Below are 13289 nucleotides of genomic sequence, written 5' to 3'. Positions count from 1 at the left end.
TTGCCTTACCGTTCGGATTCGTAAGCCAAAGTGGCCGCAACCTCCGAGTCTCCCAGCCTGATGCGCAGTTCGCACAGCGAACCGCGGGTTAGCCAGATGAACGCGATCAGCGTCATACAGACGATCACCAGCTTAAGCACGACCCGTTTTTGCTGCATTTTTGACCTCCCTATCCTTGCCTTGCGGCGGGTAAGAGGCTAACCTGATGTTGCTTGGCATCAGAGTGGCCTCGGGTTGATAATATCGACTCGGGGCCTTTCTCTTTCTCTCCTTTGCCAAGGCTCCGGACAGAAAGATCCAGAGCACCCGCTGCGCAGTCTACTCGAACTTCCTTCCCGTGAAATCCGCCGTTGCGCCAACCTGCGGCGCGGTGCGCAGTTTGCGGTGCAAGAAAAGAAAAAGGGGCGATGATGATCGCCCCTTGGATGCGTGGAGTGGGAATTGGCGTTAAGCCGCTTCGGTCTGCTGTTGGCGCTTAGACTGCGCCGCCGGCTTTTCCGGCTTGGCGGCCGCCAGCGCATCCGGCGCAAAGTCGTCCACGTTGATGGAGCGCAGACGGCTCTCTTCGGCTTTCACCAGGATCTTCGCTTCGTCGGCGCTGATCTTGCCTTCTTCCAGCGCGCGTTCCGCTAAACGATCCAGACGGGTGAACGGCAGGTTTTTGCCGGCTGCCTTGCACAGACGTTCGTGAATCGGCTCGGCGGCCATCACGTCGGCCAGCGCCGCTTCCAGCAGGCCGATTGGGTTATGTTCGCTCGGCGTCAGGTACTGGCCGCGCCCCAGGCGGCTGCGGGTGGCGGAAGGCACCTGCAGGATCTTGGCCAACTGGTGATCCAGACGATCGGACGGTGCGGTATGCACACGGCCGAGCGGGAAGACCACGAAGCGCATCGCGCCGGCGATAAAGCGGTTCGGGAAGTTGCGCAGCAGGTCATCCAGCGCCTGTTCGGCCTTATGCAGGCTGTCTTGCACGCCCCAATGCACCAGCGGCAGATCTTCTTTCTGACGGCCTTCGTCGTCAAAGCGTTTCAGCACGGCGGAAGCCAAATACATCTGGCTGAGGATATCCCCCAGGCGAGCGGAGATACGCTCACGGCGCTTCAGGCTACCGCCCAGCACGCCCATGGAAACGTCCGACAGCAGCGCCAGGTTGGCGCTCAGGCGGTTCAGCTGCTGATAGTAGCGACGGGTCGCGTCCTTGGTCGGCGTGGCGCTGGTACGGCCGTTGGTCAGGCCCAGCCAGAAGCTGCGTACCTTGTTGCTGCCGACGTGGCCCAGGTGGCCGAACAGCGATTTATCGAAGGCGTTCAGATCGTTGCTCTGCGCCGCCGCCATTTCATCCAGCACATAAGGATGGCAGCGGATCGCGCCTTGACCGAAGATCATCATGGTACGGGTCAGGATGTTCGCGCCTTCCACCGTGATGGCAATCGGTGCGCCCTGATAGGCGCGAGCCAGGAAGTTGGATTCACCGAGCATGATGCCTTTACCGCCGGCGATGTCCATGGCGTCAACGATCGACTGCTGACCGCGGTGCGTGCAGTGGTATTTGACGATGGCCGACAGTACGGCCGGCTTCTCGCCCTGTACCAGCGCATAGGTGATCAGCGAAGCGGCGGCGTCCATCACATAGGTGTTGCCGGCGATGCGCGCCAACGGCTCTTCGATCCCTTCCATCTTGCCGATGGAGATTTTGAACTGACGACGAATGTGCGCGTAGGCGCCGGTCGCCAGGGCGATGGATTTCAGGCTGCCGGTAGAGTTGGACGGCAGGGTGATGCCGCGACCGACCGACAGACACTCAACCAGCATGCGCCAGCCCTGGCCGGCCATTTTCGGCCCGCCGATGATGTAATCGATCGGCACGAACACGTCGGTGCCACGGGTTGGGCCGTTCTGGAACGGCACGTTCAGCGGGAAGTGGCGGTTGCCGATCTCCACGCCCGGCGTGCTGGTCGGGATCAGCGCACAGGTGATGCCTGGGGATTCATTGTCGCTCAGCAGGCGGTTCGGGTCATGCAGTTTAAACGCCAGGCCCAGTACGGTGGCGACCGGCGCCAGCGTGATGTAGCGCTTGTTCCAGGTCAGGCGCATGCCCAGCACCTGCTTGCCCTGCCAGTCGCCCATGCATACGGTGCCGACGTCCGGAATGGCACCGGCATCGGAGCCCGCTTCCGGGCTGGTCAGCGCGAAGCAAGGGATCTCGTCGCCGCGCGCCAGGCCCGGCAGGTAGTGGTTTTTCTGTTCTTCGGTGCCGTAGTGCTGCAGCAGTTCGCCCGGGCCGAGGGAGTTTGGCACGCCGACGGTGATCGCCAGGATGCCGGAAACGCCGGCCAGCTTTTGCAGCACCTGCGCCTGAGCGTAAGGGGAGAATTCCAGACCGCCGTACTCTTTCTTGATGATCATCGCGAAGAAACGGTGTTCTTTCAGGTATGCCCAGAGTTCAGGCGGCAGATCGGCCAGTTCGTGGGTGATCTGGAAGTCGTTGGCCATGCGGCAGGCTTCTTCCACCGGGCCGTCGATAAACGCCTGCTCTTCTTCCGTCAGGCGCGGTTTCGGGTAGCTGTGCAGCTTGTTCCAGTCCGGCGCGCCGCGGAACAGATCGCCTTCCCACCAGGTGGTACCGGCGTCGATCGCTTCCTTCTCGGTGGTGGACATCGGCGGCATCACCTTGCGGAAGGCGCGCAGCGCCGGCGCGGAGAGTAGGGAACGGCGTACAGAGGAAAGGTTCAGCGGCAGCAGCACGATCGCCAGCGGCAGTAACAGCCAGAAGCTCCACAGGCCGATAGCACCCATGGCGGCGGTGTACGCCACCAGGATCAGGCTGCTGAGGGTAAGGTTCACTCGGTGGTAGAACACCACGCCGAGGAGAGCCAGGAAAACGACGATACTAAGAACCATCATAAGAAGCTCCGAAGTAGTAAGAGGTCTGACCTGTTGTGTGTATGTAATAGGTTTTAGTACAAGGCAGAATTTTTATCAATGCGTTTACAGTTTAATTACAACTCAGGTCACAAACTGACAGCACCAATCATCAAAAAGCTCTCCGCTTCCTTAACCGGCGCGCTGTTTGGCTGAGAATGCTTCTCGCTGTTTCCGCGATCCGGTACACTGCGGAGCGGAAGATTTGACGATAACAAGAGGTTCCTCATGTACCACGACCTTATTCGCAGTGAACTGAACGAAGCGGCTGATACCCTGGCGAAATTTATCAATGACGACGCCAACATCGACGCCATCCAACGTGCGGCGGTGCTGCTGGCGGATTCCTTCAAAGCCGGCGGTAAAGTGATTTCCTGCGGCAACGGCGGTTCCCATTGCGACGCGATGCACTTCGCCGAAGAGCTGACCGGCCGCTACCGTGAAAACCGTCCGGGCTACCCGGCGATTGCCATCTCGGACGTGAGCCACCTGTCCTGCGTCAGCAACGACTTCGGCTATGAGTACGTATTCTCTCGCTATGTGGAAGCGGTAGGCCGCGAAGGCGACGTGCTGCTGGGCATTTCCACCTCCGGCAACTCCGGCAACATCATCAAAGCCATCGACGCGGCGCGTGCCAAGGGGATGAAAGTGATCACCCTGACCGGCAAGGACGGCGGCAAGATGGCGGGTTCCGCCGATGTGGAAATTCGCGTGCCGCACTTCGGCTACGCCGACCGCATTCAGGAAATCCACATCAAAGCGATTCACATCTTGATTCAGCTGATCGAAAAAGAGATGGTTAAGGCTTGATAGCCTTCGGGGAGCTGCGGCTCCCCATGGATAAGACGGCGGACGCCGCATGGTGCGTCCGCACAGCCTGTGTCAGTGTGGTTAAGGAGTGCTGGCGATGTGTGAACTGCTCGGGATGAGCGCAAACGTACCGACCGATATCTGCTTCAGCTTTACCGGCCTGGTACAGCGCGGCGGCCGCACCGGGCCGCATAAGGATGGCTGGGGCATTACCTTCTATGAAGGGAACGGCTGCCGCACATTCAAGGATCCGCAGCCGAGCTTCAACTCGCCGATCGCCCGCCTGGTACAGGACTACCCGATCAAGTCCTGTGCGGTGGTGTCCCATATTCGCCAGGCCAATCGCGGCGAAGTGGCGTTGGAAAACACCCACCCGTTCACCCGCGAACTGTGGGGCCGCAACTGGACCTACGCGCACAATGGCCAATTGAAAGGCTATCGTCAGTTGGATACCGGCACGTTCCGCCCGGTCGGCCAGACCGACAGCGAATACGCGTTCTGCTGGCTGCTGCATCAGCTGGCGCTGAAATACCCGCGCACCCCGAGCCAGTGGCCAGCGGTTTTCCGCTATATCGGCCTGTTGGCGAGCCAGCTGCGCAAGAAAGGGGTCTTCAATATGCTGTTGTCGGACGGGCGCTTCGTGATGGCCTATTGCTCCACCAACCTGTATTGGATCACGCGCCGCGCGCCGTTCGGCAAGGCGACGCTGCTCGATCAGGATGTGGAAATCGATTTTCAGCAGCAGACCACACCGAACGATGTGGTCACGGTGATCGCCACCCAACCGCTGACCGCCAACGAAACCTGGCACAAGATTGAGCCAGGCGAGTTCGCGTTATTTCACTTCGGTGAGCGGCTTGTTCTGAGCGAAGGGATTGGTGTTGGGCGTCGGATTGGCTGACGCGTACTGCGTCATCTGGCCGCTGCTCATCAACGGTTGACCCAGCACATACTGGCCGTTGTCTACGGTCATCATCGGCGGCTGGTGGTTCTTCGCGAAGTAATCGTAACCCGGCTTCAGCTGGCGCCAGAAGGCGATATAGCTGGATGACGCATGGCGCTTGAGGTTTTGCTCGGTCATGCGGAACGGGTAGATGCTGATGTCGACGCGGCTTTGGCCATAGGCGAAGGCGGCTTCGACGTAGCGATAGATCTCATCCATATAGGTGTTGGTCATCGCATAACAGCCAATCGATTTACATTCGCCGTGGATCATCAGATAAGCGCCGGAATAGCCCTGCGATTTATCGTAATCATTAGGGAAACCGATATTGATCGCCCGGTAATACTTGCTGTCGGGTTTCAGATGGCGCGCGTCAACGCTATAAAAGCCTTCCGGACTTTTAAAGTCGCCTTCACGACGTTTAGGACCCAGCCCACCGGAGAAATTACAGATCGGGAACGTGTTGACCAGGCGGAATTCATTGCCCATTCGGGCATACAATTCCAGCTTGCGTTCCTCTTTGAAGATCTGAATATAGACCGGCGAACCCAATAATTGCTGTTTAACTACCGGCGCTTCGGGTACCTGCTCGCTGGCGCTGCAGGCCGTGATCATCGGCATAGAAACAAGCATCGCAAACAACAGCGCGATTTTGCTCATTATTATTCCTGCTTATATTTATCTGCCGGCGCAATTGAGCTTGGCCAGCATGCCACTGATTATTGTTTTTACTGCTGCAAAACACCGCCAGATTACCAGCGCGTTTATTTTTAGCAATACGTGATATGTATAAAAAAACGACAAAGCTCGATAAAAGTGAAATGACCGGCAGATTTTAACGATAAGTAGTGAAAAACAGGCGAAATTTAATTGCGTTTGCTTGACCCAAGTCACGACGGAACGCAGAACAATGTTGCGAACAATGTTAATATTCTCTCTTCAATTTAACGCACTGTGGCGATTGAAGCGGCAAGAGTTATTGCATATAACCCGGCCGTTTTGATGGTTATTTGGCTACAGGCCGTTAACACATCGACTGTCGCGCAAACAACGGAAAAGGGGAATCAAGGGAATGCGCGTTACCCCGTATTTTCACTGCGAGAAAGTTCATGTTGGGCGTGCCGCCGTGCGCACTGCCCGGCAATCCTGGCATCGTCAGCACCCGCCTCTGGGGCCGGGCAGACGTGTAAACCCAACTACATCGTATAAATCCTATGATTAAGATCAGAAAAGGGTTAGATCTGCCGATAGCCGGGGCTCCGGTTCAGGCGATCCAAGATGGCCCGAATATTCAGCATGTCGCCCTGCTTGGGGAAGAGTATGTCGGAATGCGTCCCTCCATGCTGGTGCAGGAAGGCGATACCGTTAAGAAAGGCCAGGCGTTGTTCGAAGATAAGAAAAACCCCGGGGTTTTCTTCACGGCTCCCGCCAGCGGCCGCATCGCTGCGATTAACCGCGGCGAGCGGCGCGTATTGCAATCGGTGGTGATTGCGCTGGAAAACGGCGGCGACGATCAGCTCGAGTTCGCGCACTACCCGCTGGGGGAATTGGCCCAGTTGCCGCGCGAACAGGTCGAGAGCGAACTGATCGCCAGCGGCCTGTGGACCGCGCTGCGCACCCGCCCATTCAGCAAAACGCCGAGCCCCGGCAGCGAACCGCGCGCCATTTTCGTCACCGCGATGGATACCCAGCCGTTGGCCGCCGATCCGCAGGTGATCATCGCCGAGCAGCAGGCGGCGTTCAACGCCGGGCTGGTGGTCTTGGCGCGTCTGACGGCGGGCAAGGTACACGTATGCCACGCCGCCGGCGCCTCCGTTGGCCAGCAGAGCGGCCCGCAGATCGCCTACAGCGAATTTGCCGGCCCGCATCCCGCCGGGCTGGTGGGCACCCACATTCACTTCCTTGAACCGGTTAGCCTGAAGAAAACCGTTTGGCACATCGGCTACCAGGACGTCATCGCCATCGGTACGCTGTTCACCACCGGTCAGCTCGATACCCGCCGGGTCGTGGCGCTGGCCGGGCCTCAGGTGGCGCAGCCGGCGCTGCTGCGTACCCGCCAGGGGGCCAGCCTCGAGGAGCTGACCGCCGGCCGCCTGAAAGACGGTGAGAACCGGGTGATCTCCGGTTCGGTGCTGAACGGCATGCACGCCGCCGGGCTGAACGCCTGGCTCGGCCGCTTCCACTCGCAGGTGTCGGTGCTGGAAGAAGGGCGCGACAAAGAGCTGTTCGGTTGGATCGTGCCGTCGCCGAACAAGTTCTCCATCACCCGCACCACGCTGGGCCACTTCCTGAAGAACAAACTGTTCGCCTTCTCGACCACCACTAACGGCGGCGAGCGCGCCATGGTACCGATCGGCAACTACGAGCGGGTGATGCCGCTGGATATTCTGCCGACGCTGCTGCTGCGCGATCTGCTGGCGGGCGACAGCGACAGCGCGCAGGCGCTGGGCTGCCTGGAGTTGGACGAGGAAGATCTGGCGCTGTGCACCTTCGTTTGCCCCGGCAAGTATGAGTACGCGCCGGTGCTGCGCGAGGTGCTGACCAAGATTGAGCAGGAAGGATAACCCGATGGGCCTGAAGAATTATTTTGAGAAGATAGAGCATCACTTCACGCCGGGCGGCAAACTGGAAAAGTGGTATCCGCTGTATGAAGCGACTACCACGGTGTTTTACACCCCCGGTACGGTGACGCGCGGCGCTTCGCACGTGCGCGACGCCATCGATTTGAAACGCATGATGATCCTGGTGTGGCTGGCGGTGTTCCCGGCGATGTTCTGGGGCATGTACAACGTCGGCCAGCAGGCGATCCCGGCGCTGCACCATCTGTACAGCGGCGACGCGCTGCAACAGGTGCTGGCGGGTGACTGGCATTATCGCCTGGCGCAGTGGCTCGGCGCCTCGCTGGCGGCTGACGCCGGCTGGGTCAGCAAGATGGTGCTGGGCGCCTGTTACTTCCTGCCGATCTACGCCGTGGTGTTTGTCGTCGGCGGCTTCTGGGAAGTGCTGTTCGCCATCATCCGCAAACATGAGGTCAACGAAGGTTTCTTCGTCACCTCTATCCTGTTCGCGCTGATCGTGCCGCCGACCCTGCCGCTGTGGCAGGCCGCACTGGGCATCACCTTCGGCGTGGTGGTGGCCAAAGAGATCTTCGGCGGCACCGGGCGCAACTTCCTCAACCCGGCGTTGGCCGGCCGCGCCTTCCTGTTCTTCGCCTATCCGGCGCAGATCTCCGGCGATCTGGTGTGGACCTCTGCGGACGGTTTCTCCGGTGCGACGCCGTTGGCGCAGTGGAGCGCTGGCGGGGCGCACAGCCTGAGCAACGTGGCCACCGGCCAGTCCATCAGCTGGATGGACGCCTTCCTCGGCAACATTCCCGGCTCCATCGGTGAAGTCTCCACGCTGATGATCCTGATCGGCGGGGCGATAATCCTGTTCGGCCGCGTGGCCTCCTGGCGCATCGTCGCCGGCGTAATGCTCGGCATGGTGGCTTCCGCCCTGTTGTTCAACGCCATCGGTTCGGACACCAACCCGATGTTCGCCATGCCGTGGTATTGGCATCTGGTGCTGGGCGGCTTCGCCTTCGGCATGATCTTTATGGCGACCGACCCGGTTTCCGCCTCCTTCACCAACAAGGGGAAATGGTGGTACGGCATTCTGATCGGCGTGATGTGCGTGCTGATCCGGGTGGTCAACCCCGCCTATCCGGAAGGCATGATGCTGGCGATCCTGTTCGCCAACCTGTTCGCACCGCTGTTCGATTACCTGGTGGTGCAGGCCAACATCAAGCGGAGAAAAGCCCGTGGCGAATGAAGCGAAAAACGACGGCATCGGTAAAACGCTGCTGGTAGTGCTGCTGCTGTGTCTGGTGTGTTCAGTGGTGGTGGCGGGCTCCGCCGTCGGCCTGAAGTCCAAACAGCAGGAGCAAAAGCTGCTCGATAAGCAGCGCAATATTCTCGACGTAGCCGGCCTGTTGCAGCCGAAAATGGAGAGCGAGCAGGTCAAGCGCTTATACAGCGAACGCATCGAACCGCGCCTGGTGGATCTGAACAGCGGTGAGTTTGTCGCCGGCAAGGCGGCGGCGTTCGATCTGGGCGCCGCGCTGCGCGACGACGCCAAAAGCGTGGCGTTGCCCGCGGGCGACGATCCGGCCGGCATCAAGCGCCGCAGCAACCAGGCGGAAATCTACCTGGTGCGTGACGAAAGCGGCCAGGTGAACAAGCTTGTGCTGCCGGTATACGGCACCGGCCTGTGGTCGATGATGTACGCCTTCGTGGCGCTGGATAACGACGGCAACACGGTCAAGGGCATCACCTACTACGACCAGGGGGAAACGCCGGGGCTGGGCGGTGAGGTCGAGAACCCGTCCTGGCGCCAGCAGTGGGTCGGCAAGCAGCTGTTCGACGACAACGGACAGCCGGCGATCCGCGTGGTGAAAGGCGGTGCGCGTCAGGGGGATGTGCACGGGGTGGACGGCCTGTCCGGCGCCACGCTGACCTCCAACGGCGTGCAGCATACGTTTGATTTCTGGTTGGGCGAGCACGGCTTCGGCCCGTTCCTGAAAAAAGTTCGTGAAGGAGCGCTGAAAAATGGCTGATTCCAAAGAGATAAAGCGGGTCCTGTTGGGGCCGCTGTTCGACAATAATCCGATCGCCCTGCAGGTGCTGGGCGTCTGTTCTGCGTTGGCAGTGACCACCAAGCTGGAGACGGCGGTGGTGATGACCATTGCGGTGACGCTGGTCACGGCATTCTCCAGCTTCTTCATCTCGCTGATCCGTCACCATATTCCCAACAGCGTGCGCATCATCGTGCAGATGGCGATCATCGCCTCGCTGGTGATCGTGGTCGATCAGCTGCTGCGCGCCTATGCGTTCGAGATCTCCAAGCAGCTGTCGGTGTTCGTCGGCCTTATCATCACCAACTGTATCGTGATGGGGCGCGCCGAGGCTTATGCCATGAAGTCGCCGCCGATCGAGAGCTTTATGGACGGCATCGGCAACGGGCTGGGCTACGGGGTGATCCTGGTGCTGGTCGGTTTCCTGCGCGAGCTGATCGGCTCCGGCAAGCTGTTCGGCGTCCCGGTGCTGGAAACGGTGCAGAACGGCGGCTGGTACCAGCCGAACGGCCTGTTCCTGCTGGCGCCGAGCGCGTTCTTCATCATCGGCCTGCTGATCTGGGTGCTGCGCACCCTGAAGCCGGCGCAGATCGAAAAGGAGTAAAGGCCGATGGAACACTATATCAGCCTGTTTGTGCGCGCGGTGTTCGTCGAGAACATGGCGCTGGCGTTCTTCCTCGGGATGTGTACCTTCCTGGCGGTGTCGAAGAAGGTTTCGACCGCCTTTGGTCTGGGCATCGCGGTGACCATCGTGCTCGGCATTTCGGTGCCGGTGAACAACCTGGTCTACAACCTGATCCTGCGCGACGGCGCGCTGGTGGAAGGCGTCGATCTGAGCTTCCTCAACTTCATCACCTTCATCGGCGTGATCGCGGCGCTGGTGCAGATTTTGGAGATGATCCTCGATCGCTTCTTCCCGTCGCTGTATAACGCGCTCGGCATCTTCCTGCCGCTCATCACCGTGAACTGCGCCATCTTCGGCGGCGTGTCCTTCATGGTGCAGCGCGACTATAACTTCGCCGAATCGGTGGTGTACGGCTTTGGTTCCGGCACCGGCTGGATGCTGGCGATCGTCGCCATGGCGGGGATCCGCGAAAAACTCAAGTATGCCAACGTGCCGGCAGGGCTGCGCGGCCTGGGCATTACCTTTATCACCACCGGACTGATGGCGCTGGGCTTCATGTCCTTCTCCGGTGTTCAGTTGTAAAGGCGGGAAGAATTTATGGAAATTATTTTAGGCGTAGCCATGTTCACCACCATCGTGATGGTGCTGGTGTTGCTGATCCTGTTCGCCAAATCGAAGCTGGTGAACACCGGCGACATCGCGGTGGAGATCAACGGCGATCTGGATAAGAGCTTCCATGCGCCGGCGGGCGACAAGCTGCTCAACGTGCTCTCCAGCCAGGGGATTTTCGTCTCCTCGGCCTGCGGCGGCGGCGGTTCCTGCGGCCAGTGCCGGGTGGTGATCAAAGAGGGCGGCGGCGATATCCTGCCGACCGAGCTTTCGCACATCAACAAGCGCGAAGCGAAAGAGGGTTGCCGCTTGGCGTGCCAGGTGAACGTGAAGCAGAACCTGAAGATCGAGCTGCCGGAAGAGATCTTCGGCGTGAAGAAATGGGAGTGCGAGGTTATCTCCAACGATAACAAAGCCACCTTTATCAAAGAGCTGAAGCTGAAGATCCCCGATGGCGAGGACGTGCCGTTCCGCGCGGGTGGCTTCATCCAGATCGAAGCGCCGGCGCACGACATCAGCTACGCCGACTTCGAGGTGCCGCAGGAGTATCGCGGCGACTGGGACAAGTTCAACCTGTTCCGCTACCGTTCGACGGTGAACGACACCACGGTGCGCGCTTACTCGATGGCCAACTACCCGGAAGAGAAGGGCATCATCATGCTCAACGTGCGTATCGCCACGCCGCCGCCGAACAACCCGGACGTGCCGCCGGGCATCATGTCTTCCTATATCTGGTCGCTGAAAGCCGGTGACAAGGTGACCATCTCCGGGCCGTTCGGCGAGTTCTTCGCCAAGGACACCGACGCCGAAATGATCTTCATCGGCGGCGGCGCGGGCATGGCGCCGATGCGTTCGCACATCTTCGACCAGCTCAAGCGCCTGAACTCGAAGCGCAAGATCACCTTCTGGTACGGCGCGCGTTCGCTGCGCGAGATGTTCTATGAAGACGACTTCAACCAGCTGCAGGCGGAGAACGAAAACTTCACCTGGCACGTGGCGCTGTCGGATCCGCAGCCGGAAGATAACTGGACCGGCTACACCGGCTTTATCCATAATGTTCTGCTGGAGAACTACCTGAGGAACCACCCGGCGCCGGAGGACTGCGAGTTTTACATGTGCGGGCCGCCGATGATGAACGCCGCGGTGATCAAGATGCTCAAAGATCTGGGCGTCGAAGACGAAAACATCATGCTGGATGACTTTGGTGGCTAAATGCACGCATTGGCGATGAAGAACTGGCTGACGGGCGTGGCGCTGAGCGCCACCCTGCTGCTGACCGGCTGTGGGCCGGAACAGGTGGACCTGACGGGTAAAACCATGGGCACCTCGTATTCGATCCGTTACGTGACCGGTGATGATACGCCGTCGGCGCGCGAGATGCAGGCGGAGATCGACAAACGGCTGGAGCAGGTGAACGACCAGATGTCCACCTACCGGCCGGACTCCGAGCTGAGCCGCTTCAACGCCAGCCGCGACATTGACCGGCCGTTCCCGGTTTCGCCGGCCACCGCTGAGGTGGTGCGCGAAGCGCTTCGCATCAACCGCGTCACCGACGGTGCGCTGGACGTGACCGTCGGGCCGCTGGTCAACCTGTGGGGCTTCGGCCCGGAAGGGCGGCCGGATAAAGTGCCGAGCGAGGCGGAGCTGGCGCACCGTCGCGCCTGGACCGGGGCCGATAAACTGTCGGTGCAGGGCAACGCGCTGGTGAAAAACATCCCCGAGCTGTATGTCGACCTGTCGTCGATCGCCAAAGGATACGGCGTGGACGTGGTGGCGGAGTACCTGCAATCGCAACACGTGCAAAACTACATGGTGGATATCGGCGGTGAAGTCCGCACCCGCGGGCGCAACGGCGAGCAAAAGCCGTGGCGCATCGCCATCGAGCGCCCGACCGCCGGCACGCAGCAGCAGGCGCAGCTGGTGATCCAGCCGGGGGAGATGTCGATCGCTACTTCGGGTGACTATCGCAACTACTTCGAGCAGGACGGGGTGCGCTATTCGCACACCATCGATCCGATCACCGGCCGGCCGATCAACCACCGCCTGGTGTCGATCACCGTGCTGAGCCCGACCTGCATGACCGCCGACGGCCTGTCCACCGGACTGAACGTGATGGGGCCGGAGCGCGGCCTGGCGCTGGCCAATCTGCTCGGCATCCCGGTGTTCATGATCGTGAAAACCGCCGACGGGTTTGAGGAGCGTTATTCGGACGCGTTCAAACCCTACCTGAAAAAGCGTTCGTGAGGTTGCTATGCTGACGGTATTCGCCGCCACCTTCGTGTTGTTCCTGCTGATCGTCGGCGGGATGTCGCTGGGTTACGTGTTCAAACGCAAAAGCCTGCAGGGCAGCTGCGGCGGCATCACCGCATTGGGGATGGAGAAAGTCTGCGACTGCCCGGAGCCGTGCGATGCGCGCAAAAAGCGCGAAGCCAAGGCGGCGCAGCGGCGCGAGCAGCTGGACAAGCACCGCATTCTTTAGCTGTAGCGAAAACCCGGCCTTGGCCGGGTTTTTTATTTGGGGGGGTATTTGATTTTGAATAGGCCAGATTACCGAGTGAACCTCCCACGGAACAGCACAACACCAGGCCAATCGCCAGCAACTCAAAGTTAGCCGACATCTGATCCTCGCCCTCAACGTGGCCAAAAATCCAGTCTGAGAGAAAGGGAAAAGCCATGAGCATGAGGCCAATACCTATTATCGCACCGACAATAATTGCTGCTATCCGTTTCATATCACCTGCCAGAACCAGACTTCTTTTGATTTAAAG

13 protein-coding genes are annotated in these 13289 nt (G+C 60.0%); 10 read left to right on the top strand and 3 right to left on the bottom strand.

Going from position 1 to position 13289, the window contains the following annotated elements; translation table 11 throughout:
• Positions 1-5: 5 nt before the first annotated feature.
• Both FUU19_RS10505 and fadE read right to left on the bottom strand, forming a co-directional pair.
• A complete protein-coding gene (locus FUU19_RS10505) occupies positions 6-158 on the bottom strand; it encodes a Hok/Gef family protein (RefSeq protein WP_004930217.1) in 153 nt (50 codons plus the stop codon).
• Between the two features lie 289 nt (positions 159-447).
• A complete protein-coding gene (fadE, locus tag FUU19_RS10500; protein WP_103101612.1) occupies positions 448-2904 on the bottom strand; it encodes an acyl-CoA dehydrogenase FadE in 2457 nt (818 codons plus the stop codon).
• Between the two features lie 246 nt (positions 2905-3150).
• Here fadE and lpcA point away from each other — a divergent pair, with 246 nt between their 5' ends.
• Positions 3151-3732, top strand: a complete 582-nt coding sequence (gene lpcA, locus FUU19_RS10495) for a D-sedoheptulose 7-phosphate isomerase (protein ID WP_004930220.1) — start codon at positions 3151-3153, stop codon at positions 3730-3732.
• A gap of 97 nt (positions 3733-3829) precedes the next feature.
• Positions 3830-4633: a class II glutamine amidotransferase gene (locus FUU19_RS10490; protein WP_060432493.1), complete on the top strand. Its 804-nt coding sequence runs from the start codon at positions 3830-3832 to the stop codon at positions 4631-4633.
• Here the strand turns inward: FUU19_RS10490 and dpaA are convergent.
• On the bottom strand, positions 4568-5335 hold the full coding sequence (gene dpaA / locus FUU19_RS10485) for a peptidoglycan meso-diaminopimelic acid protein amidase (RefSeq protein WP_060432495.1): 768 nt from the start codon (positions 5333-5335) through the stop codon (positions 4568-4570). The two genes, FUU19_RS10490 and dpaA, sit on opposite strands and share 66 nt — an antisense overlap.
• A gap of 554 nt (positions 5336-5889) precedes the next feature.
• Here dpaA and FUU19_RS10480 point away from each other — a divergent pair.
• Genes FUU19_RS10480 through nqrM form a run of 8 tightly spaced genes read left to right on the top strand, consistent with a single transcriptional unit; the run spans position 5890 to position 13000 of the window.
• On the top strand, positions 5890-7239 hold the full coding sequence (locus tag FUU19_RS10480; RefSeq protein WP_230490035.1) for a Na(+)-translocating NADH-quinone reductase subunit A: 1350 nt from the start codon (positions 5890-5892) through the stop codon (positions 7237-7239).
• A 4-nt stretch (positions 7240-7243) separates the two neighbouring features.
• On the top strand, positions 7244-8485 hold the full coding sequence (locus FUU19_RS10475; protein ID WP_060432499.1) for an NADH:ubiquinone reductase (Na(+)-transporting) subunit B: 1242 nt from the start codon (positions 7244-7246) through the stop codon (positions 8483-8485).
• The gene (locus tag FUU19_RS10470; RefSeq protein ID WP_025301668.1) at positions 8475-9269 is read left to right on the top strand and encodes a Na(+)-translocating NADH-quinone reductase subunit C; all 795 of its coding nucleotides are present in this window, start codon (positions 8475-8477) and stop codon (positions 9267-9269) included. Before FUU19_RS10475 ends, FUU19_RS10470 begins: the two co-directional genes overlap by 11 nt.
• The gene (locus FUU19_RS10465) at positions 9262-9891 is read left to right on the top strand and encodes an NADH:ubiquinone reductase (Na(+)-transporting) subunit D (protein WP_004930232.1); all 630 of its coding nucleotides are present in this window, start codon (positions 9262-9264) and stop codon (positions 9889-9891) included. The genes FUU19_RS10470 and FUU19_RS10465 overlap by 8 nt, the downstream gene beginning before the upstream one ends.
• Positions 9892-9897: 6 nt before the next feature.
• On the top strand, positions 9898-10494 hold the full coding sequence (nqrE, locus tag FUU19_RS10460; protein WP_004930235.1) for an NADH:ubiquinone reductase (Na(+)-transporting) subunit E: 597 nt from the start codon (positions 9898-9900) through the stop codon (positions 10492-10494).
• A 15-nt stretch (positions 10495-10509) separates the two neighbouring features.
• Positions 10510-11733, top strand: a complete 1224-nt coding sequence (nqrF, locus tag FUU19_RS10455) for an NADH:ubiquinone reductase (Na(+)-transporting) subunit F (RefSeq protein WP_060447681.1) — start codon at positions 10510-10512, stop codon at positions 11731-11733.
• Complete coding sequence (locus tag FUU19_RS10450) at positions 11734-12765, top strand: FAD:protein FMN transferase (protein WP_230490036.1); 1032 nt, start codon at positions 11734-11736, stop codon at positions 12763-12765.
• A 7-nt stretch (positions 12766-12772) separates the two neighbouring features.
• Entirely contained in the window at positions 12773-13000 is a 228-nt protein-coding gene (gene nqrM / locus FUU19_RS10445; protein ID WP_004930244.1) for a (Na+)-NQR maturation NqrM, read from the top strand.
• Positions 13001-13289 lie beyond the last annotated feature (289 nt).

Origin of the sequence: Serratia montpellierensis (genome assembly GCF_020858655.1) — a bacterium.
GTDB lineage: Bacteria > Pseudomonadota > Gammaproteobacteria > Enterobacterales > Enterobacteriaceae > Serratia > Serratia montpellierensis.
The sequence above is the reverse complement of the archived record's forward strand: the minus strand, read 5'-3'. Positions and strand labels throughout refer to the sequence as shown.

What these genes read in the sequence shown, in the direction of transcription:
- lpcA (WP_004930220.1), top strand. Translation starts at nt 3,151, where the DNA reads ATGTACCACGACCTTATTCGCAGTGAACTGAACGAAGCGGCTGATACC.
- fadE (WP_103101612.1), bottom strand. Translation starts at nt 2,904, where the DNA reads ATGATGGTTCTTAGTATCGTCGTTTTCCTGGCTCTCCTCGGCGTGGTG.
- dpaA (WP_060432495.1), bottom strand. Translation starts at nt 5,335, where the DNA reads ATGAGCAAAATCGCGCTGTTGTTTGCGATGCTTGTTTCTATGCCGATG.
- nqrE (WP_004930235.1), top strand. Translation starts at nt 9,898, where the DNA reads ATGGAACACTATATCAGCCTGTTTGTGCGCGCGGTGTTCGTCGAGAAC.
- FUU19_RS10505 (WP_004930217.1), bottom strand. Translation starts at nt 158, where the DNA reads ATGCAGCAAAAACGGGTCGTGCTTAAGCTGGTGATCGTCTGTATGACG.
- FUU19_RS10490 (WP_060432493.1), top strand. Translation starts at nt 3,830, where the DNA reads ATGTGTGAACTGCTCGGGATGAGCGCAAACGTACCGACCGATATCTGC.
- FUU19_RS10475 (WP_060432499.1), top strand. Translation starts at nt 7,244, where the DNA reads ATGGGCCTGAAGAATTATTTTGAGAAGATAGAGCATCACTTCACGCCG.
- FUU19_RS10465 (WP_004930232.1), top strand. Translation starts at nt 9,262, where the DNA reads ATGGCTGATTCCAAAGAGATAAAGCGGGTCCTGTTGGGGCCGCTGTTC.
- FUU19_RS10480 (WP_230490035.1), top strand. Translation starts at nt 5,890, where the DNA reads ATGATTAAGATCAGAAAAGGGTTAGATCTGCCGATAGCCGGGGCTCCG.
- FUU19_RS10450 (WP_230490036.1), top strand. Translation starts at nt 11,734, where the DNA reads ATGCACGCATTGGCGATGAAGAACTGGCTGACGGGCGTGGCGCTGAGC.
- nqrM (WP_004930244.1), top strand. Translation starts at nt 12,773, where the DNA reads ATGCTGACGGTATTCGCCGCCACCTTCGTGTTGTTCCTGCTGATCGTC.
- nqrF (WP_060447681.1), top strand. Translation starts at nt 10,510, where the DNA reads ATGGAAATTATTTTAGGCGTAGCCATGTTCACCACCATCGTGATGGTG.